The following is a 23,946-nucleotide window of genomic DNA, read 5'->3' as shown; positions in this document are numbered from 1 at the left end:
GAGTAACTTCATCAAAAATCTGAGTGAATTATTTGCTGAAAAAGCAAATGAAATTCAGAATTGAAATCTTGGCTAGAGATTTCTATGGGCGTTGAAACATAATGAAAATATCATGCCCGAAATTTGATGTAGATGTAGTGTAACATAGGGAGAATAATAAAGCAAGAAAAGACTGAAAGAATTGTGAGACTAAGAGAACCATAGGAAAAGTCGAATTATTTTCCCTATGGTTCATTTTAATATTAATTGCATTGTATGCTATATATTTTCACCAGTTCTGTAATCATTTCAACAGCCTTATCCATACCTTCTACTGTAATATGTTCATACGGTCCGTGATATGCGTATCCGCCGGTTCCGAGATTCGGGCAAGGAAGACCGCGGAAACTGAGCTGGCATCCGTCTGTACCGCCGCGGACTGGTAAACACACTGGTGTAAGACCGACAGCTTCGCAGGCTTTTTTTGCATTATCAATCAGATGCATATGCTGCTCAATTACTTCTCGCATATTGCGATATTGATCTTTTAATGTGAGTGAGACAGTTCCTTCACCCCATTTTGTATTTAAGTCGTCTGCAATCTGCTGCATAATTTCTTTACGGTGATTGAAATTTTCTGCATCGTGATCTCGGATAATATAGTTCAATTTTGCATAACTGCACTCACCTTCCATCTTCATGAGATGATAAAATCCTTCATATCCATCTGTATCGCGAGGCCTCTCACCTTTTGGAAGCATAGAATCAAATTCCATAGCGACCAGACTGGCATTGATCATCGTATCTTTGGAAGAACCCGGATGTACACTGACTCCGTGAAATTCTACGACAGCACTGCTTGCGTTAAATGTCTCGTATTCAATTCCGTTTTCCATACCGCCATCCAGTGTGTAAGCAAAATCAGCACCGAATGTTTGCAAATCGAAATGTGAAGCGCCGGTTCCAGTTTCTTCATCAGGTGTAAATGCAATACACAGGGGACCGTGTGGAATGCTTTGAGTTTTCAGTCGTTCGACCATAGTCAAAATGCCTGCGATTCCAGCTTTATCATCGGCACCAAGAATTGTTGTTCCGTCACTGGTGATTAATGTGCGTCCTTTCATAGATTTTAAATGCGGAAACATTTCCGGACTTAAGACAAGTTCACTTTCGCCAAGTGCAAGAGCTTCTCCATCATAATTCTCTGTAATCATCGGTTTTATATCATGGTCACAATAATCTGAAACCGTATCCATATGTGCAATAAAACCAATTGCAGGTGCATTTTCACATCCTGGAGTTGCCGGAATCTTTCCATACAGAAAGCATGTGTCTGTCAATGTTACATCACAGATGCCTAATTCCTCCATTTCCTTTTTTAAAACATTTGCCAGGTCAAACTGGCACTGGGAAGAAGGTGTTGTCTCACTTTCCTCATTGCTCGGTGTGCGAATTACCACATATTTCAGTAATCGTTCATATGCGTTCATAAAATATAACTCCTTTAAATTAATAGAATATTAAAGATTTATCACTGTGATACTCACAAAATGTTCTGTGCATCACAATCGTATATCCTGACATTATTCTTTGCAGACATCGACCCATTTTTTTGCACCTGAGACTGATTCTAATTCTGCAATTGTAAGTTTGACTGCACTGTGGTCATTACCTGCTGCTGGATATACAATATCGAATTTTTTCAGGGATTCGTCTAGATAAACAGGAATTCCTTCTTTGATGCCGAATGGGCATACACCGCCCGGAGCATGTCCAATATATGCTTCAACGTCATCAAATGGAATCATTTTTGCTTTTGCATGAAATGTATCTTTATACTTGTGATTATCGATTCTTACTGTTCCTTCCGTCAGAATCAAAATCGGGGTATCACCAATCAAAAAAGATAATGTTTTGGCAATCATGCCTGGTTCTACACCAAGTGCCTGCGCTGCAAGCTCTACTGTTGCGCTGGAATCCTCCAGTTCGATGATATGGTCTACATAACCTTTTTCTTCCAGATATTTTTTTGCTTTCGCTAATGACATAATAAAAGCCTCTTTCCAAACTGATATCATAGATATCAGAAAAATGATATTTTGTAAAACTCTCTGACCTTAATGTTTCTATTGTATCATAAAAATGGTTAGAGAAAAGCAGGAAAAATTTAATTTTTTGTTCGAGATGTATTTACGAATTCGTTGCTTTTCGTCTAAGGGGTGGTATATAATAAAATGAAAGTGTTCCATGGTACCTTGTATTATTTAAATAGGTATTTAAGGAAGTATTCTTGAAAATATGATCAGGAGGCATAGAGAATGAAATTAACAAAGTTATTGGAGCGTCTGGATTACAAGGTAGTCGCAGGCAGTGATAATATAGAGATTACAGAACTTGTCAATGATTCCAGAAAGGTCGTACCGGGCAGTGTGTTTGTGTGTATCAGTGGTGCTGTCTCGGATGGTCATCAGTATGTAAAAGATGTAGCAGAAAGAGGTGCTGCAGCGGTTATTGTGGAAAAAGATGTGGAAGTGCCAGAGGGATTGACAGTTATCAAAGTAGAAAATACAAGATACGCACTGGCACTTATGTCAGCAGCCTACTTCGGATATCCGGCTGAAAAGCTTAAGACCATTGGAATTACCGGTACCAAGGGTAAGACGACAACAACTTATATGGTAAAAGCTATTTTGGAGGAAGTAGGACACAAAGTCGGATTGATTGGTACGATTGAGGCAATCATCGGAGATAAGACCATTCCATCTAATAATACAACACCGGAGTCTTACACGATTCAGAAGTATTTTGCACAGATGGTGGAAGCAGGATGTGACTGTGTGGTTATGGAGGTTTCTTCACAGGGACTGATGCTTCACAGAACCGCAGGGATTATGTTTGATATCGGAATCTTCACAAATCTTGGAGAAGACCATATTGGACCGAATGAGCATAAAGATTTTGAGGACTATAAGCGCTGTAAAGGACTTCTGTTCAAACAGTGCAAAGTTGGAATTGGAAATGTAGATGACAAGTGGTTCGAAGATGTATTTAAAGATGCAACCTGCGAAATTGAGACATTTGGATTTGGGGAGAAGGCAGATCTTCGTGCAATCGATGTGAAGCACATCTCAAGACCGGGATATCTTGGAGTTTGGTACCATGTGACAGGACTGATGGACTTTGATGTGGAAATCGACATTCCTGGAGAATTCAGTGTGTACAATTCACTGACAGCTATTGCAGTATGCAGACATTTTAATGTACCGGTCGAGAAAATCAAAGATGCACTGAAAGTCGCAAAGGTCAAAGGTCGTATTGAGATGGTCAAGGTATCCGATGATTTTACACTTATGATTGACTATGCGCATAATGCTATGGCACTGGAAAGCTTGTTACACACACTTCGTGATTACAATCCGGGACGTATTGTGACGGTATTTGGCTGTGGCGGAAACCGTTCTAAAACAAGACGTTATGAGATGGGAGAGGTATCCGGAAAACTGTCTGATTTTACAATCATTACTTCAGATAACCCGAGATTCGAAGAGCCACAGGCAATTATTGATGATATCATCGTGGGTATGAAAAAGACAGATGGAAAATATATCGACATCTGTGACCGTAAAGAGGCAATCCGTTATGCCATCGAGCATGGACGTCCGGGTGATGTCATTGTGCTGGCTGGAAAGGGACATGAGACATATCAGGAAATCAAAGGCGTGAAATATGACATGGATGAGAGAGTCCTGATTAAAGAAGTATTGGAAGAACTTAAAGGAGAGTAATGTTCGCTGATATTATTATTGATATTACGCATGAAAAATTAGATAAAGTGTTTCAGTATCGCATCCCCCCAGAACTTGAGGGGGTGCTTCAAGTTGGAATGGAAGTTGTAGTTCCATTTGGCAAAGGGAATAAAGAAACTCATGGATATGTGATAGGATTTTCTGAAAAAGCAGATTACGACCTCGCAAAAATTAAAGAAGTTCTTTGTATTGAAGAAAACCATCAGGAAATCGAGTCAAAACTTATTGCTCTAGCTGCATGGATCCGAGAATACTATGGTGGAACTATGCTCCAGGCATTGAAGACGGTACTTCCTATTAAGAAAAAAGAGCGGATCCAGCACAAACGCAAGGTGAAGCTTCTTTTAAATGAAGAGGAAGGAAAGAAGCAGTTAGATATTTATCTGCACAAGAACCAAAAGGCAAGAGCAAGGCTTTTGGCAGGGTTGTTAGATCAGCCGCAGCAGGACTATGAGCTCATTACAAAGAAGTTAAATGTCACACTTTCGGTCATTCGTTCTCTGGAAGAGCAGGGAGTATTGGAGATTCAGGAAGAAGAGAATTTCCGTAATCCGATACACTACCAGAAAAAAGATTTCGGTCCACTTACACATACACCAGAACAACAGCAGGCAATCGACACATTCTGGAAAGATTACAGTCAGAGACATTACGGAACATATCTGCTTTATGGCGTAACCGGAAGTGGGAAGACGGAAGTTTATATTGAGATGATCAGTCGGGTGGTCAGTCAGGGAAAACAGGCAATTATGTTGATTCCGGAGATTGCGCTGACTTATCAGACGGTGATGCGCTTCTATGCCAGATTTGGAAACCGGGTGTCGATTTTGAATTCCAGACTTTCCCAGGGAGAGCGTTCTGATCAGATGGAGCGTGTCAGACGTGGAGAAGTGGATGTGATGATTGGACCTAGATCTGCGCTTTTTACACCATTTTCCAATCTGGGACTAATCGTGATTGATGAAGAGCATGAACCTACTTATAAAAGTGAGCAGGTGCCAAGATATCATGCAAGGGAGACTGCAATACGCCGTGCACAGATTGAACAGGCAAGTGTCGTACTTGGTTCAGCAACACCTTCTGTGGAAGCATTTTCCTGGTGCCAGGGCGGAAGCTGCACGATGCTGGAATTAAAGAACCGTGCTACCAGGCAAGTGATGCCAAAGGTATACACGGTCGATATGCGGGAAGAATTAAAGAATGGAAACCGCAGTATTTTAAGTGACAGACTGACAGAACTTATGGAAAAGTGTTTAAGTGAGCACCATCAGATGATGCTTTTCCTCAATCGGCGTGGATATGCGGGGTTCGTCTCTTGCAGGTCCTGTGGATATGTAGTAAAATGTCCTCATTGTGATGTTTCGCTCTCAGAGCACAGAGGAGGCAGGCTCATCTGTCATTACTGTGGGCATGAGGAGAGGATGATCAAAACTTGTCCGTCCTGTGGTTCACCTTATATTGGTGGATTCCGCATGGGAACACAACAGGTAGAGGATCTGGTAAAGAAGCGCTTTCCACAGGCAAGAGTCCTGCGTATGGATCTGGATACGACAAAGAATAAAGACGGGCATGAGAAGATTCTGTCAGCGTTTGCAAATGAAGAAGCAGATATTCTGATTGGAACGCAGATGATTGTGAAAGGTCATGATTTTCCTGGGGTAACACTGGTTGGAATTCTGGCGGCAGATATGTCACTGTATGGGGACGATTACCGTTCCGGAGAACGTACATTTCAACTTCTTGTGCAGGCTGCAGGCCGTGCCGGGAGAGGTAATCTTCCGGGAGAGGTTGTGATTCAGACATACAGTCCAGAGCATTATAGTATTGTAAATGCCGCAAGGCAGGATTATGAAAGTTTTTATGAAGAAGAAATCAGTTACCGGAGACTTATGGGATATCCACCGGCTGCCGGGCTGATGGCAATTTATGCCTCAGGGGCAGACGAGGCACTTCTTACGAAAGCTTCAGGATACCTGAAAGATTTTGCAGTGCGGGCAGCTGGAGAGGCACCGATGGCAGTCATTGGACCAGCAAGTCCAGGCATAGGAAAGATCAATGATATTTACCGTAAGGTCATCTATTTGAAAAGTGAAGATGAAAGAATCCTGATGGCGGTGAAGGATCGGATGGAAAAATACATTGAGATCAATCGGGGCTTTCAGTCATTAAAGATACAGTTTGATATGAATCCGTAATAATAAGATTATCAGAGTGAAGACATGATGCCGATGCAAAGCAGGTTACAATCCACAGGCGTCATAAGATAGAATGTAGCAGGTAAAGGAGAAAAAAGATTATGGCAATCAGAGAAATCAGAGTGCTTGGGGACGATGTTTTGACCAAACACTGTAAAGAAGTAACAAAGATGAGTATCCGTACAAAGATTTTGATCGAGGATATGTTAGATACCATGTATGAGGCTATGGGAGTCGGACTTGCAGCACCACAGGTCGGAGTGTTAAAAAGAATTGTAGTGATTGATGTAGGGGAAGGTCCGATCATACTGATCAATCCGGAGATTTTGGAAACTTCCGGAGAGCAGACAGGAGAAGAAGGATGCTTAAGTGTACCTGGAAAATGTGGACAGGTGACAAGACCGAACTATGTAAAAGTCAGAGCTTTGGATGAAGATATGAATGAGTTTGAGATGGAAGGCGAAGGACTTCTGGCGAGGGCGTTCTGCCATGAGATCGATCATCTGGATGGAAAAATGTATGTAGATCTTGTTGAAGGCGGTATTCACAATGTAGAAGAGGGAGAGGAATAGATGAAAGTCATATTTATGGGGACACCGGATTTCTCTGTTGGCACATTAGAGGCGCTTGCAGAAGCCGGGCATGAGGTTGTTCTTGCAGTGACACAGCCGGATAAACCGAAAGGGCGTGGCGGCAAGATGCAGTATACGCCGGTCAAGGAAGCAGCTCTTGCCCGGGACATTCCGGTTTATCAGCCAAAAAAGATCCGGGAGCCGGAATGTATTGAAGAATTGAAAAAATATAACGCAGATATTATGGTTGTTATTGCGTTTGGGCAGATTCTTCCAAAGGAAATTCTACAGATGACACCTTATGGCTGCATTAATGTCCATGCATCTTTACTTCCAAAGTATCGAGGAGCTGCACCGATTCAGTGGGCAGTCATTGATGGTGAGAAGTTTTCCGGTGTGACAACGATGCAGATGAACGAAGGCCTGGATACAGGAGATATGATCTTAAAGACAGAAATCCCGCTAGATCCAAAGGAGACTGGTGGAAGCCTGCACGATAAACTGGCAGAGGCAGGAGCAAAGCTTTGTGTAGAGACTTTGAAATGTCTGGAAGATAAGACAGCTACATGGGAGCCGCAGGGAGAGAGCACGACTGCATATGCAAAGATGCTGGATAAGAATCTTGGTAATATTAACTGGAATGATCCGGCTGTTCAGATTGAGCGCCTGATCCGAGGTTTAAACCCATGGCCAAGTGCTTACACACACTGGAATGATAAAGTGATCAAGCTGTGGCAGGCAGATGTCGTGGAAGACAATACAGACCAGGAAGCCGGAACGATTGTAAAAGTGGAAAAAGACAGTTTTTATGTCCAGACTGGTGAAGGACTTCTGAAGATTGAGGAACTCCAGCTTCAAGGCAAAAAACGTATGGATGCAGGCGCATTTCTTAGAGGAAATCACCTGGAATATGGAGAAATTCTAAAAAAATGTTAAGAAAGTATGAAAAGACGTGTTTTTGCGTCTTTTTCATATATAATACCCCTAAAGGATAAAGGAGGTAGAAAGTTATGTATTATCCAATGTATTTTGATCCGACCTATGTACTTGTTCTGATCGGTGTAGTCATCTGCATGATTGCATCTGCGAAGATGAATTCAACATTTAATAAATATTCCAGAGTGAGAAGTCATTCTGGTATGACAGGAAGAGAGGCTGCGGAGACAATCCTGAGGAGAGCTGGTATCTATGATGTCCGGGTTGAGAGGATATCCGGTAATCTGACAGACCATTATGACCCGAGAGGAAAAGTACTCCGGCTTTCTGATGCGACTTATGGACAGACATCGGTGGCAGCTGTCGGAGTAGCAGCACATGAGTGCGGACACGCAATCCAGCATCAGGTGGGATATGCACCGCTACAGATTCGTGGTGCACTTGTTCCGGCTGCCAATTTTGGAAGTACCATTGCGTGGCCGCTGATTCTTCTGGGATTGTTCTTTAATTCCCAGATGTCCCAAGTGTTACTGAATCTTGGTATTCTGGCATTTTCACTGGCAGTGTTATTTCAGATCATAACACTTCCGGTAGAATTCAATGCTTCCAGAAGAGCGATAAAGATTCTGGGTGAGAGCAATCTATTATATCCGGATGAACTTTCCGGAACCAAAAAGGTACTGACGGCAGCAGCACTTACTTATGTTGCAGGTGCAGCTTCTGCAATCCTTCAGCTTTTGCGAATCCTGATTCTGACAGGTGGCAGAAGAGACGACTAGACATTGAAGAGATTAGTTAAAATGAAGAAGAGTAGTCGTGAAGATGGTGTGATTGAGTGAAGATATAGTTTGATAAAAAGGAAATGAGGATAGACACATGGCAACGCAGGTAAATGTAAGGGAAATCATACTGGAGACGCTGCTCTTAATTACAAGAGACGGGGAGTACAGTCATATAGCCCTGAAAAATGTTCTTGATAAATATCAGTATTTGGAAAAACGAGAGCGTGCATTCATCACGAGAGTGGTGGAGGGCACGCTTGAGCGTCAGATAGAGATTGATTATATCATCAATCAATTTTCAAAAGTAAAAGTGAACAAACAGAAACCAGTGATCCGCACAATTTTAAGAAGTTCGGTCTACCAGTTAAAATATATGGATCACGTACCGGACAGTGCGGTGTGTAATGAAGCGGTAAAACTTGCAGGAAAAAAAGGATTTGTGAATCTAAAAGGATTTGTAAATGGAGTCCTTCGTAATATCAGCAGAAATTTGGACATGCTTTCATATCCGGATCCTTCCAATGAGATTGCCTGTCTTTCCGTGAGATATTCTCTGCCAATGTGGATGGTAGAAAAGTGGATCTCGGTATATGGAAAAGAGACAGTAGAGAAGATGGGAAAAGCATTTCTTGAAGAGCGCCCAGTGACAGTCAGACGTAATACAGCTGTTGTTTCAAAGGAAGAATTTGAAAAAGAACTGGAAAAAGATGGTGTGGTCTATCGCAGACACCCGGTACTTCCTTATGCATATGAATTGACCAATTATGATTATCTGGCAGGACTTCTGGCATTTCAGAAAGGATATTTCTATATCCAGGATATCAGTTCCATGCAGGTGGCCGAATGGGCAGAACCGAAAGAAGGAGATTATGTGATCGATGTCTGTGCAGCACCGGGAGGAAAAGCAATTCACCTTGCGGAAAAGTTGTCTGGAACCGGGTATGTGGAAGCAAGAGATCTGACAGAATACAAGGTTGCGTTGATTGAAGAGAATATTGAAAGAAGCGGACTTGATAACATAGAGGCTGTATGCCAGGATGCGACGATCAATAATGAGGCGTCTTATGAAAAAGCAGATATTCTAATTGCAGATCTTCCGTGTTCAGGACTTGGAATTCTTGGTAAAAAACCAGACTTGAAGAGTAAGATGACAGTAGAGATGGCGAAAGGACTTGCAGACTTACAGAGACAGATTTTGACAGTTGTCCATAATTATGTAAAACCAGGAGGAAAACTTCTGTACAGCACTTGTACAATTAATCGGGAAGAAAATGAGGATAACACGGCATGGTTTGTGGAAAACTTTCCGGAATTTGAAAAAATCCGGGAAAAACAGATGCTGCCGGGAAGCGATATGGGGGATGGATTCTATATTGCTGAATTTAGAAAACAATAGATTGGAGCAAGGTCATGGAGAAAAAAGACATCGTATCTTATAACTATGATGAATTACAAGATGAGATAAAGAGCATCGGAGAAAAACCGTTCCGTGCAAAACAAATTTATGCATGGCTTCATGAAAAACTGGCAGAAGAATTCGATGAGATGACAAACTTGTCGAAAGCACTTCGGGAAAAACTTGATCAGGCGTATGAAATCCGTAAAGTGAAAGTGGTCGCCCATCAGATCTCCAAGGTGGATCCGACAGAAAAATTTTTGTTTGAGCTGGAGGACGGGAACCGTATCGAAAGCGTTCTTATGAAATATAACTATGGCAATTCGGTATGCATTTCCTCACAGGTCGGATGCAGGATGGGGTGCAGATTCTGTGCGTCTACATTGGATGGGCTTGAGAGAAATCTGACAACTTCTGAGATGTTAAGACAGATTTATCAGATCCAGAAGATGACAGGCGAAAGAGTATCCAATGTTGTTGTTATGGGAACAGGAGAGCCTTTGGATAATTACGATAACTTTGTAAAATTTATACATATGCTTAGTGATGAACATGGGTTGAATATCAGCCAGAGAAGTATTACCGCCTCCACTTGTGGAATTGTACCCAATATTCACAGACTGGCAGGGGAAGGACTTCAGATTACTCTTGCATTGTCGCTACATGGTTCCAGTCAGGAAAAGCGTAAAAAACTGATGCCGATCGCGAATAAATACGAACTTTCAGAAGTACTGGAAGCCTGTGATGATTATTACAAGCAGACCGGGCGGAGAGTGACCTTTGAATATAGTCTGGTGGCAGACGTGAATGATGGACCGGACGATGTAAAAGAACTGACCGGGATATTGAAACATCGTAACTGTCATCTGAATTTGATTCCGGTAAATCCAATTAAGGAGAGGAATTTCAAAAAGCCAGATAGCAAAAAAGCTATGGAATTTCAAAATAAACTTGAAAAAAACGGAATAAATGTTACTATTAGAAGGGAAAGAGGCTCTGATATTGACGGAGCCTGTGGACAGCTCAGAAGACGATATGGTGCTGTAAAAGAGGAGAGACCAGATGAAGATATATGCGAAGACTGATGTGGGTCGAAAACGTGAGATGAATCAGGATTATGTCTATGTGACAGATAAGCCGGTAGGTCCTTTCCCAAATCTGCTTGTAGTAGCAGACGGAATGGGAGGACATAAAGCGGGTGATTTTGCGTCAAAATATACCGTGAAGGTTGTCCATGAAGAACTGGAAAAGACAGAACTTGATAAACCGGAAGAAATCTTGAAGAGTATTGTGTCTGTAGCAAATCATAAGCTGATACAGGCAGCACAGTCTGATGTGAAGTTAGAAGGTATGGGAACGACACTCGTAATAGCTACTGTAATAGGGAATACTTTATATTTTTCGAATGTCGGAGATAGTCGTCTTTATCTGATTGGTGATAAGATAAAACAGTTGTCCAAGGATCATTCTCTTGTTGAAGAGATGGTTCGTCTGGGAGGTATAAAAGCAGAAGAAGCTAAGAATCATCCGGATAAGAATATTATTACAAGAGCCATGGGGGTCAAGGAAGAAGTAGAGGCTGATATTTACGAATATCGGCTGAAAAAGGGGGATATGATCCTGATGTGTACCGATGGTCTCAGTAATATGGTTGAAGATGAGGATATGTTTGATATTGTAAAGGGAGCGAGAGACATCGTCGAGGCAGTACAGATGTTGATCGAAAAAGCAAACAGCAATGGCGGGAGAGATAACATAGGGGTTGTTTTAGCTGAGCCGCTTGCAGATGAGGTGAGTGCATGGTAAAAGATGGTATTGTATTAGGAAAGAGATACGAGGTACTGAGCAAAATTGGTGCCGGTGGTATGGCAGATGTCTATAAGGGAAAAGACACAATGCTGAACCGTTATGTCGCGATCAAAGTATTGAAAAAAGAATATCGCGAAGACGAGAATTTTGTCCGTAAATTCCATTCAGAAGCGCAGGCAGCCGCAGGACTTCTGAATCCGAATATCGTAAATGTGTATGATGTCGGAGAGGACCGGGGACTTTATTATATGGTGATGGAACTGGTAGAGGGCATCACTTTAAAAGAATATATTGAAAAGAAGGGAAAGCTTTCCCATAAAGAAGTCATTAGCATTGCAATTCAGATGTGCAATGGTATCGGGGCAGCACATGCGGCAGGTATCGTACACCGTGATATTAAACCTCAGAATGTTATGATATCCAGAGATGGTAAGGTCAAAGTGACTGATTTTGGGATTGCCAAGGCTGTTACTTCTAATACGATCAGTTCCAATGCAATGGGATCTGTTCATTATACATCTCCGGAACAGGCAAGAGGCGGCTATAGTGATGCGAAGAGTGACATTTATTCAATTGGTATCACACTATACGAGATGGTAACCGGAAGAGTACCATTCGACGGAGAGTCAACAGTGGAAGTTGCTATGAAGCATTTGCAGCAGGAAATCACACCTCCGTCAGAGTATGCACCGGATATTCCGTACAGTCTGGAGCAGATTATTTTAAAATGTACCCAGAAGAACAGTGAGAGACGTTATGCAAGTACAGCAGATCTGACAAGAGATCTGAAGAGATCTATGATGGATCCGGACGGAGATTTTGTTGAAATTCCGCCACTTCGTAATGCAGATACAGTGATTATCACAGATGATGAACTGGATGATATCAGAAGTTCTTATGACGACTATGATGATGATTACGGAGATGACGATGATTATGGCGCCGATGACTATGACGATGATTATGGTGATGACCGTTATGATGATGACGACGAAGAGTACGATGATGACGATTATGATGGCAGAAAAGGCGCAGAAGAAGTTAATCCACATATGAACAAGGTCATGAAGATTCTAATGATCGTAGTGGCACTGATCATTGCATTTATTTTGATTTTTGCAGTCGGAAAAGCAGCAGGAATTTTTAAATCTATTGGATCCGGAACAACAACAGAAGATTCATCAGACAAAGATACAGTAAAAGTACCTGTTATTGTCGGAATGACAGAAGAAGAAGCAACAAAAGCACTGAAAGATAAGAAGCTTGGAATTAAAGTTGACTCCAGAGAAGATTCTGAGAAGTATGAGGAAGGAACAGTCAGTGAGCAGAAGACAAAAGCCGGAACAAAGGTAAAGAAACATTCAACCGTTCATGTAGTTGTAAGTTCCGCATTAATTGGAAAAGAGATTATTGTGCCGGATGTATCTGGCATGAGTGAGGATGAAGCTCAGGAAAAATTGACAGATGCAGGATTTAAACCTACTTCGGAATTTCAGTATGATGATAATGTAGCTGAAGGTAATGTAATCAGTACAACACCTGCAGCAAATTCCAAGGCAGCAAAAGACACGCAGGTTAAGATGATTGTAAGTAAGGGAGCTCAGAAGAAGACAGTACCGGATGTGCGTGGAAAATCTGAAGCAGATGCCAGAAGTGAGATTCAGGCAGCAGGACTTACTGTAGGATCTACCAGCACCCAGCATGATGACAGTGTAGCAAAGGGAAATGTTATTTCTCAGAGCGTGACACCTGGTAAAAAAGTATCAGCCGGAACAGCCGTCAATCTGGTACTTAGCAGTGGCAGCGATAAGGTAAGTATCCAGAACTTTGCAGGAAAAGATGAGGAAGAACTTCTGTCATGGGCATCTCAGAACGGTTTGAATGCAAGTAAGCAGAAAGATGAATACAGCAGTAACTATGAAGAGGGAACAATCATTTCTATGAGCCCGGCTTCAGGAAGTGTATCGAAAGGCAGCACGATCACTTATGTATTAAGCCGTGGACCGAAACCGTCTGATAACACGAATACTGGTGGAAATACGGACAATGGCAACAGCGGCAGTGGAAGTGACAGCGGTCAGCAATAGGATATAGAAAAAGATGCAGGGAAAGATAGTAAAAGGAATTGCCGGATTCTACTACGTTCATGTAGTAGAATCCGGTGTTTATGAATGTAAAGCGAAAGGAATCTTTCGCAAGGATAAGAAAAAACCACTGGTAGGCGATGACGTAGAAATCGAAGTTTTAAGTGAAGTGGAAAAGACTGGAAGTATTATAAACATTTTTGAGAGAAAGAATGAATTGATCCGACCAGCAGTTGCTAATATTGACCAGGCACTGGTCGTATTTGCAGCGGCAAAGCCAAGCCCGCATTTTAACCTGCTTGACAGATTTCTTGTTATGATGCAGACGAAAGAGATACCGGTGATTTTGTGCTTTAATAAAGAGGATATTGCTTCTGAAGAAAAATTATCGGAACTGGCGGAAATCTATGAAAAATGTGGGTGCCAGCTTATATTTGTCAGTGCAAAAGAAGAAAAGAATATGGAAACTTTGCGCAGGATGCTGGAAGGTAAGACTACAGCAATTGCTGGTCCTTCCGGGGTCGGAAAGTCGTCAATTATCAATCTTTTAAATCCAAAGGCCAATATGGAAACCGGCAGTATCAGTAGGAAGATTGAACGAGGAAAGCATACGACAAGACATTCAGAATTATTTATGATTGGTGAAGATTCTTATATTATGGATACGCCTGGATTCAGTTCATTATATGTGAATGATTTTGAAAAAGAAGAGCTGAAATATTATTTTCCGGAGTTTGAGCTATATGAAGGTCAGTGCAGATTTAATGGGTGTGATCATATTCATGAACCAGGTTGTGCTGTGAAAGAAGCCGTCGAAAAAGGAAAGATTCATGCTGTCAGGTATGAAGATTATAAAGAGTTATATGAGGAATTGAAAAATAAGAGGAGGTACTAGTTATGGATTACATTTTAGCGCCGTCAATATTGTCGGCAGATTTTAAAGTTCTTGGAGAGCAGATGAAACTTACAGAGGATAATGGTGCAAAATATCTGCATTTTGATGTTATGGACGGAATGTTCGTGCCAAGCATTTCCTTTGGAATGCCGGTATTAAAATCTATCCACAATGCAACAGACCAGGTTATGGATGCGCATCTTATGGTGCAGGAACCAATTCGTTACGTGGAGGCTTTTAAAGAAGCAGGAGCCGATATCGTGACGATTCATCTGGAAGCTTGTGAAGATGTGAACGCTACAATTGCGAAGATTCGTGAGTGTGGAATGAAAGTAGGACTTTCTATCTGCCCGGAAACACCGGTTTCAAAAGTAGAGAATCTGTTAAAAGACATTGATATGTTACTGATCATGAGTGTACATCCGGGATTTGGAGGACAGAAGTTTATTCCGGAATCTCTGGATAAGATTCGTGAGGCGAGAAAAATGATCACAGATCAGGGACTTTCCGTAGATATCCAGGTCGATGGAGGAATCTACCAGACTAATGTCAAAGAAGTACTGGATGCAGGAGCGAATATTATTGTAGCCGGTTCAGCAGTATTTAAGGGAGACCCGGCAGAAAATACAAAAGCGATGATGGAGATTTTGAAGACTTATGAGTAAGAAAATTGTGATTGTAAGTGGTGGAGAGTTAGAGGAATCATTTGTATTATCAGAACTTGAAACACTGGACAGTCAGTTTATTATTGGTGTTGATAAGGGAATGGAATTTCTTTATCATCATAAGATACTTCCAAGTTATATTGTTGGAGATTTTGACAGTGTAGACCAGAAAATCGGAGACTATTACCGCAATGAGACGAAAGTTCCGATCCGCGAATTTAATCCGGTAAAAGATGCATCAGATACAGAAATCGCAATTCGCCTGGCAATGACACTTGGAGCCAGTGAAATCTATATCCTTGGAGCGACCGGTGGAAGAATCGACCATCTGTGGGCAAATGTACAGACACTCACAATTCCATTTAAAGCGGGAGTTGATACGGTCATTCTGGATTCCCAGAATAAGATTCGCCTGATTGGCGGCGACACAGTGATCCGTCGCGAGGATGCATATGGACCGTATTTTTCAATATTCCCATTAGGACAGGAGATTTACAACTTGAGCATCAAAGGTGCAAAATATCCGCTTCATGATCATAAGCTCACACCTTATGACAGTCTGTGTGTCAGCAACCAGTTCGAAGAAGATGAAGTAAAGATTACATTTGGTTCCGGGATTGTAATTCTGATGGAAACCCGGGATAAAAAGTAAACAGACAAAATGATGTTGGGGTCATAAAATATCAGGCAGGATATGTTCTCGAAAAAAGGATATATCCTGCTTTTTTACATAACGGTAAGAATGTAAGGACATTTTTTAATATATAAGTTAGAAAAATCAGGAGGTGTGTATGGTAATAGGAATTATAGAAGATGACAATTGGTTGAGAAAAGCCTTAGATACATCATTGCAAAATCAAGGTTATACAACGATTCTTGCTGCTTCAAGAAAAGAAGCAATTAAAAATATAGATAGTTTTGTAGATTTGTTGATTGTAGATATTGGATTACCGGATGGAGATGGAATAAATCTATATCAGGAACTTCAAAAAAATGGAAGAATCCCGGCAATTTTTTTAACTGCAAAAGATGATGAAAAAGATATGTTAAAAGCGTTTGATATAGGAGCAGATGATTATGTGGTCAAACCATTTTCAATAAAGGTATTGTTAAAACGTATGGAAGTTGTTTTGAAGAGAAAATCAAATGAAAATGTTTTTATGTGCGGGCAGGTTATCTTGTATTCGGATAGAAAACAGGTTTTTGTAGGAAAAACAGAAATATCGTTAACACTCAAAGAGTATCAGCTTTTGGAATATTTTATTATGAACCAGAATCAGGTTCTTACAAAAGAGATGATAATGGAAAATATATGGGGAATCGATAGTGAATTTATTGATCCTAACACAATTAGCGTTATGATCAGCAGATTGAAAAAGAAATTAAATGATTCATCGAATGTTATCAGTAATGTATTTGGAATGGGATATAGAATGGGAGATTAGCATGGCTGTAGCAATTTTCACAGTATTTTTAGTAGGTTTCATACTCGGAGGAAGCACTGTATATTTAGTTGAAAATCATTTTAGAACAAAGGAAATGAACAAAATATATAAACTGACCGAATCTTTAATAAATGGCAATGACTTAGATGATTCTGATATAGGGAAGGAAACGCTTTATTCTAAAACAGCCAATCAGTTAATCCGTTTACAGGAAATGTTAGAAGGAAGAAGAAAAGAGGCCGAAAAAAGTCAATATGAGATACAAAAATTGATTTCTGAGATTGCGCATCAACTAAGGACACCGCTGGCGAATATAAAAAATTATACAGAATTACTGCAAGAGTCATTGGATGAAACGCAAGAAGTATTGAATACAGAATACATGAAAGACTTGCGAACGAGTGAAGAACAATTATGTTTTTTAGTGGAAAGCTTTATAAAAACTGCTCGATTAGAGCAAGGAATCATACAAGTTCACATGCAAAAAGAAAATCTTGTCGAAACAATTCTAAATGCATTAGGGCAAATACAAAAAAAGGCAGAAGATAAAGGTATCTTTTTTCAAGTAGAATTGCCGGAGAAAATCATTTGCGAACATGATAAAAACTGGATGTGTGAGGCATTTTATAATGTGTTTGATAATGCAGTCAAATATAGCAAAAGCAACAGTACGATCGATATCACAATGAAACAAACGGAAATGTTTTATAAAATTCAGATAAGAGATTATGGAATCGGGATAAAAGACGGAGAAGAAAACAAAATTTTTCAAAGATTTTATCGAGGTGAACAGGCAAGAGGTCAGGAAGGATGCGGAATTGGTTTATATCTTTCCAGAGAGATTGTTTTATTACAAAAAGGGATGATCAAAGCAAAACAAATGAATCCAGGGTTCCTTATAGAGGTGAATCTTCCGATATAGACAATTCATATGCACCTTGTAAGAAGTTTGTAAGATGTACCATGTAAAATAGAGTATGGCTGAAAAAATGCAGCATTTGCGAAAGGGGGTTACAGAAAAGATGGACATAATTAAAGCCATAAATCTTAAAAAATATTATACATCCGATACATATGAAGTGCGTGCTTTAGATGGTGTGTCACTAACAGTAGAAGAGGGCGAATTTATAGCAGTTGTCGGTACGTCTGGATGTGGAAAGACAACACTTATGAACATTTTGGGCGGTCTTGACACTCCGGATTTTGGAGGTGTTTGGATCAGAAATACAAGTTTAAAAGATCTTAACAAGGAAGAAAGAACGATATTCAGAAGAAGAAATATCGGATTTGTATTTCAGCAATATAATTTGATACCTTCTCTTAGCATACGCGAAAATATAGTTCTTCCGATGCGACTGGATGGTAAGAAAATCGATGTGGATTTTTTCAATGAAATTGTAGAAACACTTGGACTAAAAGATAAATTAGAACGTTTCCCATCAACACTGTCTGGTGGGCAGCAACAGCGAGTTTCTATAGCGCGGGCATTATTAACGAAACCGGCAATTGTCCTGGCGGATGAACCGACCGGAAATCTGGATTCTGTTACAAGTATGGAAGTTGTGGGATTACTAAAATCCTGTGCCGCAAGATTCCATCAGACGACATTGATCGTAACTCATCAAGAGGAAGTAGCACAGATGGCAGACAGAGTAATACGTATGTCCGATGGGAAAATCTATACAAGAGATTGTAACGATTGTTAGGAGGGATTACTATGTTTCATAAGAACATTCCAAATAACAATAAAGACATAATCCGATTTCTGGCTAAAAATTTTGCAGGCACAAAAAAGGTGAGAAATACGATTTTATTTTGCTCGGTAGTAATCGGAATTGTTGCGATTACCATGGTATTCGGAATCTCTTTTGGAAAAATACAGGCAGAAGAAATAAAATTAATCAGAGAAAATGGAGCTGCTTCTTCGGGCAGAATAGAAGATGGAACAGAAGAACAATATGCAAAATTAAAACAACTGGATTATATAAAACAAGTTGGGAAAAGTATTTTTGTAGGTGAAGCTACAGATATTTCTAAGAATAATGAAAAAACGATATGCAACGTAGTTTGGGCTGATTCAGAAAGTTGGAACAATTTTTTGAGGCCGGCATATACCAATGTGATTGGGAATTATCCGCAGAAAAAGGAAGAAATTCTATTATCTGAGCGGGCATTGAAAAAACTTGGTATCTCTGAACCGGAACAAGGAATGGAAATAAACTTAGATGTATACAAAGGTGTGTTCGAACATTCGAAAGAAAAATTCGAATTGTGTGGCTGGTATACAGACTCTGGAAATGAATTAGCAATCGGATATATTTCACATGACAAAATTAAAGAGTTGAAACTGGAAAAGGGTCCTTATACTTTACTTTTCAGTCAGAGTGATCATTTAAACAGGAGTAAAACAGAGGAAAAATTATATCAGACATTGCCGATGAAGAGTGCAGATCAGAAGATATACGTTTCTGATACAGCACAATATACTGCTGTTTCTAAATTCGCAGGTGGATATGAGATGGTGATATTAGGAACAATAGGAATTTTGTGTGGAATATATTTCCTTGTACGCAATGTCCTTTGGATATCCATGAGCGAAGATGTTCAAAATCTCGGACTGCTCCACACGATCGGAGCCACAGAAAGACAGATTACAAAAATATACCGGAAACAAATGAGGTTACTCATGTTAAAAGGTTCTGTCTTGGGAAGTTTGATCTCAGCAGTGATTTTAGTTTTAATAATACCGGAACTATTAGGCTTCCATTTTTATCAGGAAATGGGAGGGAATACAATACTTTCCTTTTTCAGGCCGTGGATTCTTTTGATTTCTGTTCTATTTGTAAATGGAATTCTGTGGATAGCATCGGAAGGTGTTATTAGAAAAATAACGACTCTGTCTTGCGTTGAGAGTGCCACTTATGATGGAAATAAGCTTAACAGAAAAATAAAACATCCTGTGGAAATGGTGTTGAAACGTTCTGAAATAGGAGAAATGTTTTATATTGCATGGGGAAATATAACACGACATAAAGCACGATTTATCATTACAAGTATTTCCATATTTTTAGGAGTCCTGTCTTTTATTCTAATGAATGTACTTACAAATGGATGCGATTATAAGCATCTTCTTGAAAAACGTCCTGATTTTTTGCTGGCAGGAGAGTTTAGCGAATTCGGGAAAAGCCAGGGATGTGGGGAAGAATATAAAACCAGAGAAATCGATGTTGATCCTTTACTGACACAGGGAGACGGTGTGGAACTGTTGTATGATAATGATTATGATGAATTTTCACCAATCTCTCAAGAGTTGGAGAAAAAACTACACAAGATAGATGGTATTGATTGGGAAAATTCAAATCTGATTGAAGGAGCTTATGTAACTACGGTTATGTCTAAGAAAGGAATTCGTCCTTATGACGAGGGGCTTTCAGATCTTACAAATGACAATATGGTGGAAGGATTCAGTTGGGATACGGTGCAGATTTTAAATGAAAATCAAATCTTGTCGCTTAAGAAATACGTTCAGGATAATCAACTCAATATTGATTTGAAATCTTTGGAAGAAGGAAATGGTGTGCTGATCATACATGATCATATGCTGACCCCGGAACAGCAAAAACTTGCAGATGAAGCAATTGGCGAACCGGTATACTTTAAAACTTTGCTTTCAAGAGAAGATGCGATTCGTAGAAAAGAACAAAGTAATTCTGAGAATAAAGAGAAACAACAGGAAGACGAATTCCCTCAAAAAGAATCTGAAACATTTCCTCTATGTGGTTATTTAGACAGGCAAAGTGATGATTTCCCGGAAATACATCAATCCTGGCATGGTAGAGAAGGCAGCTTATATTATTTTATCAGTGAGAAAGGCTTTCAAAAGATACCAACTGAGAAAAAGATATTAGCAATGGAATTAACTGCTGATCCGGAAAAAGAACCTTATGTGAAAACACAGATCAGCGAGCTGATATCCGAGGAAAATAAGAAACGATCCGAAATGACAGAAGTATCGATGGATGAAGGAACCGGCGAAGCAGGAGTTTTTGTTATCTGTAAATCAGACCTGATGCAACAAAAAGAAACATATATGAGAGGAAATCGAATTCTCCTAGGTGCTATAAGCATCATATTATTCATTGCGGGATTGACCAATTATTGTAACGTCGTATTTACCGGGATGTACGCTCGGAGAAAAGAATTTGATATTATGAAAAGTATCGGGATGACGGATAAGCAGATGAAATTAATGCTCTTTGGCGAAGGCAGTTATTATTTTATGTGTGTGATGGGATTGTTGTTTACTGCGGGAGTGGTAGTCTTGGTTGGTGTGAAAATTTATATGGAAAATAAATTGTCATATTTTACATTTCATTGGCCGATTCAGATTGCAGTGTGTGTAATGTTATCATTTGCAGCTGTTAATATTTATGGCAACAGCAGGTTGCTTTTCAGACTGCAGATTTATCGATATGATAAAGATAACGGAGGTGATGATTATGGAAATAAAAAATATTATTTTGAAACTTCGCACAGAAAGAGGAATGTCACAAGACGAGCTGGCAGATAAAATCATGGTTACAAGGCAGGCAGTATCACGTTGGGAAAATGGAGCTACAGTTCCAAATACGGATACACTTAAGCTCTTATCGAAAGAATTTGATGTTTCCATCAATACGCTTTTGGGAGAACCCAGAAAGCTGATCTGTCAGTGCTGCGGGATGCCAATTGATGATGATTCCATATTGGGACGTGATAAGGATGGCACATTAAATGAGGAGTATTGTAAATGGTGCTATGCAGATGGAACATACACATATAATGATATGGATGAATTGATTGATGTATGTGTAAAGAATATGGTAAATGAAAATTTTACTGAAGAACAGGCACGCTTTTATCTGAAAGAAATGCTTCCAAAGTTAGATTACTGGAAAAGGTATGATGAACTTAGTGACAATGGGCAGTTTGAAGAGTTTAAAAAGCAATTGATAAATGAAATTAATGATCTGCATATAGACGGACTTCCAAGGGTAGACAAACTAAATGCACTTGTGGGGAAATATGTGAATCTGGAATATACTCTGCCGAATGGACAAAAAGTGAAATTCCTTGATGATGAGAAAACCTACTTGGGTAATCAATTGGAGTCCGAATTCGGAGGAGACAGGTGTTTCGGTATCCTGGCAAGTATGGATTTTATTCTGATATGTACATATGAGAAGGATGGTGAAAATCCGGAGCTTCTGATTTATAAAAAGAGATAATATTAATTGTGGCACTGCATTTGTTCGCCAGAGATGGTTACGAGGCTGTCTCAGTCAGCCAGATAGCAGGATATGACAAAAGGGGCATTGTACCGTCATTACAAAAGCAAAAGAGATATTTTTGATTGTATTGTGGGGCGTATGGAGCAGCAGGATGGTGAACAGGCAACAGAATATGATATGCCACAAGTATTTCCATTATGACGATGGGACCAATCTGTATCAAGAACGAATATAAACGGAAAGGATATGGTAAAAGTCTGCTTGATTATTCGTTGGAGAAAGCTGCAGAGCTAGGCTGCGGTGCATTATGCTTGGAAGGAAATATTGATTTTTATGGGAAGAGTGGATTCAAACCGGCAAGCGAGTATGGTATCCGATATCATGGATTGCCGGAGGGAGAGGATGCATCATTTTTCCTATGTAAGGAACTGATTCCGGGTTATCTTGATGGGATTACTGGAGAGTATGCCACACCAGAAGGCTATCTTGTAGATGAGCAGGAAGCAGAAGAGTTTGATAAGCAGTTCCCATATAAAGAGAAAAAGTGAGGATGACGATTTAGTAATTGTTAAACCGGATTACGATGAAGATTGTTATGGGTTGATTCAGAAAGTAAGTATGCTTGAACATAACAGAGAAGCGGTATGGCACGAGTTCTCTGATGTATAAGTTTATTTGGAAGGCTGAGAGCCTTCCTTTTTTCTTATGTCCGCAAATTTTATATCCTTATAATGCCTAAAATGAATATTCACAAAGATAAGATGCTATGGTATAATACAAGATACTGTATTAGGGTTTCTATGAGAGAAGCTGAAATATAGGAAAAGATTTAAAAGGCAAAGAACTTGGCAAGGGAATATCCTAGGAAAGTACGGGATTATACTCGGCCAGATTTGCAGATTGATTTGGAAAGAAAAAACAATGGCCCACTAAATGGCACACTTGCAAAAATAAGTATGCTGAAATCAAAGGATTTATAGGAGGAAATACAAAAATGAAATTAGGAATCGTGGGATTACCGAATGTAGGTAAGAGTACCCTTTTTAATTCACTGACAAAAGCAGGAGCGGAGTCTGCAAACTATCCGTTCTGTACTATTGACCCGAATGTCGGAGTTGTAACTGTGCCGGACGAGAGACTGAATGTCCTTGGCGAGATGTATCACACGAAGAAGATCATCCCGGCTGCAATTGAGTTCGTAGATATTGCAGGACTTGTAAAGGGAGCATCAAAAGGAGAAGGGCTTGGAAATCAGTTCCTTGCAAATATCCGTGAAGTAGATGCTATCGTGCATGTAGTACGTTGTTTTGAGAACAGTAATATTGTACATGTAGATGGAAGTATTGATCCGCTCAGAGATATTGAGACAATTAATCTGGAGCTTATCTTCTCAGACCTTGAGATCCTGGAGAGAAGAATTGCAAAGACAACTAAGGTTGCAAGAAATGACAAGGCAGCAGCAAAAGAGCTGGCTCTTCTTGAGAAGATCAAAGCACATCTGGAAGATGGAAGACTTGCCAAGACATTTGACGCAGTAGAAGATGAGGAAGAAGAGGAGTGGCTTAAGAGTTATAATCTTCTGACATATAAACCGGTCATCTACGCTGCAAATGTATCAGAAGATGATCTTGCAGATGACGGAGCTTCCAATGCAGGAGTTCAGGCAGTCAGAGAGTATGCAGCAAAAGAAGAAAGTGAAGTATTTGTAGTATGTGCAGAAATTGAAGCTGAGATTTCTGAATTAGATGATGATGAGAAAAAAATGTTCCTGGAAGATCTTGGTCTTACTGAGTCAGGACTTGAGAAACTGATCAAGGCAAGCTACAAGCTCCTCGGACTGATCAGTTATCTGACTGCAGGTGAACCGGAGGTCCGTGCATGGACAATTACAGAGGGAACAAAGGCACCGCAGGCAGCAGGAAAGATCCACTCTGATTTTGAACGTGGATTTATCCGAGCAGAGGTTGTTTCTTATGATGACTTGATTGCATGTGGAAGTCATGCAGCTGCAAAAGAAAAAGGTCTGATCCGTCTGGAAGGAAAAGAATATGTAGTAAAAGACGGCGATATTATGTTATTCCGATTTAATGTATAATCACAGTGTGGAAGGAA

The 23,946-nt window shown here is 40.1% G+C and carries 22 protein-coding genes; 20 read left to right on the top strand and 2 right to left on the bottom strand.

Going from position 1 to position 23,946, the window contains the following annotated elements:
- Positions 1-242 precede the first annotated feature (242 nt).
- Positions 243-1,469 (bottom strand): peptidase T, encoded by a 1,227-nt coding sequence (gene pepT, locus NQ560_RS11130; protein ID WP_005334360.1) that lies wholly within the window; start codon positions 1,467-1,469, stop codon positions 243-245.
- Between the two features lie 93 nt (positions 1,470-1,562).
- Positions 1,563-2,027: a YbaK/EbsC family protein gene (locus NQ560_RS11125; protein ID WP_040015586.1), complete on the bottom strand. Its 465-nt coding sequence runs from the start codon at positions 2,025-2,027 to the stop codon at positions 1,563-1,565.
- Positions 2,028-2,297: 270 nt separating this feature from the next.
- Here NQ560_RS11125 and NQ560_RS11120 point away from each other — a divergent pair, with 270 nt between their 5' ends.
- The 20 genes from NQ560_RS11120 (at position 2,298) to ychF (ending at position 23,929) form a co-directional block, all read left to right on the top strand.
- Positions 2,298-3,764 carry a UDP-N-acetylmuramoyl-L-alanyl-D-glutamate--2,6-diaminopimelate ligase gene (locus NQ560_RS11120; protein ID WP_005334358.1) on the top strand — a complete coding sequence of 489 codons (1,467 nt, stop codon included), beginning with the start codon at positions 2,298-2,300 and terminating at the stop codon, positions 3,762-3,764.
- Complete coding sequence (gene priA, locus NQ560_RS11115) at positions 3,764-5,980, top strand: replication restart helicase PriA (RefSeq protein WP_005334356.1); 2,217 nt, start codon at positions 3,764-3,766, stop codon at positions 5,978-5,980. Before NQ560_RS11120 ends, priA begins: the two co-directional genes overlap by 1 nt.
- A 101-nt stretch (positions 5,981-6,081) precedes the next feature.
- Positions 6,082-6,552 (top strand): peptide deformylase, encoded by a 471-nt coding sequence (gene def, locus NQ560_RS11110; RefSeq protein WP_005334354.1) that lies wholly within the window; start codon positions 6,082-6,084, stop codon positions 6,550-6,552.
- Positions 6,553-7,488: a methionyl-tRNA formyltransferase gene (fmt, locus tag NQ560_RS11105; RefSeq protein WP_005334352.1), complete on the top strand. Its 936-nt coding sequence runs from the start codon at positions 6,553-6,555 to the stop codon at positions 7,486-7,488.
- Positions 7,489-7,562: 74 nt separating this feature from the next.
- Complete coding sequence (locus tag NQ560_RS11100) at positions 7,563-8,267, top strand: zinc metallopeptidase (protein ID WP_040015585.1); 705 nt, start codon at positions 7,563-7,565, stop codon at positions 8,265-8,267.
- A 97-nt stretch (positions 8,268-8,364) separates the two neighbouring features.
- Positions 8,365-9,666: a 16S rRNA (cytosine(967)-C(5))-methyltransferase RsmB gene (gene rsmB / locus NQ560_RS11095; protein WP_005334347.1), complete on the top strand. Its 1,302-nt coding sequence runs from the start codon at positions 8,365-8,367 to the stop codon at positions 9,664-9,666.
- Positions 9,667-9,680: 14 nt separating this feature from the next.
- Positions 9,681-10,751: a dual-specificity RNA methyltransferase RlmN gene (gene rlmN / locus NQ560_RS11090; RefSeq protein WP_005334345.1), complete on the top strand. Its 1,071-nt coding sequence runs from the start codon at positions 9,681-9,683 to the stop codon at positions 10,749-10,751.
- Entirely contained in the window at positions 10,729-11,472 is a 744-nt protein-coding gene (locus NQ560_RS11085; protein ID WP_005334343.1) for a Stp1/IreP family PP2C-type Ser/Thr phosphatase, read from the top strand. The genes rlmN and NQ560_RS11085 overlap by 23 nt, the downstream gene beginning before the upstream one ends.
- The gene (pknB, locus tag NQ560_RS11080; protein WP_005334339.1) at positions 11,466-13,562 is read left to right on the top strand and encodes a Stk1 family PASTA domain-containing Ser/Thr kinase; all 2,097 of its coding nucleotides are present in this window, start codon (positions 11,466-11,468) and stop codon (positions 13,560-13,562) included. The genes NQ560_RS11085 and pknB overlap by 7 nt, the downstream gene beginning before the upstream one ends.
- Positions 13,563-13,575: 13 nt before the next feature.
- The gene (rsgA, locus tag NQ560_RS11075; protein ID WP_005334338.1) at positions 13,576-14,454 is read left to right on the top strand and encodes a ribosome small subunit-dependent GTPase A; all 879 of its coding nucleotides are present in this window, start codon (positions 13,576-13,578) and stop codon (positions 14,452-14,454) included.
- A gap of 2 nt (positions 14,455-14,456) precedes the next feature.
- Positions 14,457-15,119 (top strand): ribulose-phosphate 3-epimerase, encoded by a 663-nt coding sequence (gene rpe / locus NQ560_RS11070; RefSeq protein WP_005334337.1) that lies wholly within the window; start codon positions 14,457-14,459, stop codon positions 15,117-15,119.
- Complete coding sequence (locus NQ560_RS11065; protein WP_005334336.1) at positions 15,112-15,771, top strand: thiamine diphosphokinase; 660 nt, start codon at positions 15,112-15,114, stop codon at positions 15,769-15,771. Before rpe ends, NQ560_RS11065 begins: the two co-directional genes overlap by 8 nt.
- A gap of 139 nt (positions 15,772-15,910) precedes the next feature.
- A complete protein-coding gene (locus NQ560_RS11060; RefSeq protein ID WP_005334335.1) occupies positions 15,911-16,564 on the top strand; it encodes a response regulator transcription factor in 654 nt (217 codons plus the stop codon).
- A 1-nt stretch (position 16,565) separates the two neighbouring features.
- On the top strand, positions 16,566-17,486 hold the full coding sequence (locus NQ560_RS11055) for a sensor histidine kinase (protein WP_154104236.1): 921 nt from the start codon (positions 16,566-16,568) through the stop codon (positions 17,484-17,486).
- Positions 17,487-17,586: 100 nt separating this feature from the next.
- On the top strand, positions 17,587-18,270 hold the full coding sequence (locus NQ560_RS11050) for an ABC transporter ATP-binding protein (RefSeq protein ID WP_040015683.1): 684 nt from the start codon (positions 17,587-17,589) through the stop codon (positions 18,268-18,270).
- 11 nt (positions 18,271-18,281) lie between these two features.
- Positions 18,282-21,134, top strand: a complete 2,853-nt coding sequence (locus NQ560_RS11045) for an ABC transporter permease (protein ID WP_040015584.1) — start codon at positions 18,282-18,284, stop codon at positions 21,132-21,134.
- On the top strand, positions 21,064-21,831 hold the full coding sequence (locus NQ560_RS11040) for a zinc ribbon domain-containing protein (protein ID WP_040015583.1): 768 nt from the start codon (positions 21,064-21,066) through the stop codon (positions 21,829-21,831). Before NQ560_RS11045 ends, NQ560_RS11040 begins: the two co-directional genes overlap by 71 nt.
- 72 nt (positions 21,832-21,903) lie before the next feature.
- Positions 21,904-22,035 carry a TetR family transcriptional regulator gene (locus NQ560_RS15880; protein WP_005334325.1) on the top strand — a complete coding sequence of 44 codons (132 nt, stop codon included), beginning with the start codon at positions 21,904-21,906 and terminating at the stop codon, positions 22,033-22,035.
- Positions 22,032-22,382 carry a GNAT family N-acetyltransferase gene (locus NQ560_RS11030; RefSeq protein WP_005334324.1) on the top strand — a complete coding sequence of 117 codons (351 nt, stop codon included), beginning with the start codon at positions 22,032-22,034 and terminating at the stop codon, positions 22,380-22,382. The genes NQ560_RS15880 and NQ560_RS11030 overlap by 4 nt, the downstream gene beginning before the upstream one ends.
- A gap of 446 nt (positions 22,383-22,828) precedes the next feature.
- Entirely contained in the window at positions 22,829-23,929 is a 1,101-nt protein-coding gene (gene ychF / locus NQ560_RS11025) for a redox-regulated ATPase YchF (RefSeq protein WP_005334323.1), read from the top strand.
- Positions 23,930-23,946: the final 17 nt, after the last annotated feature.

Source organism: Dorea formicigenerans (genome assembly GCF_025150245.1).
In the GTDB taxonomy this organism is placed as follows: Bacteria; Bacillota; Clostridia; order Lachnospirales; family Lachnospiraceae; genus Dorea; species Dorea formicigenerans.
This window is presented reverse-complemented; position numbering and strand designations above follow the sequence as displayed.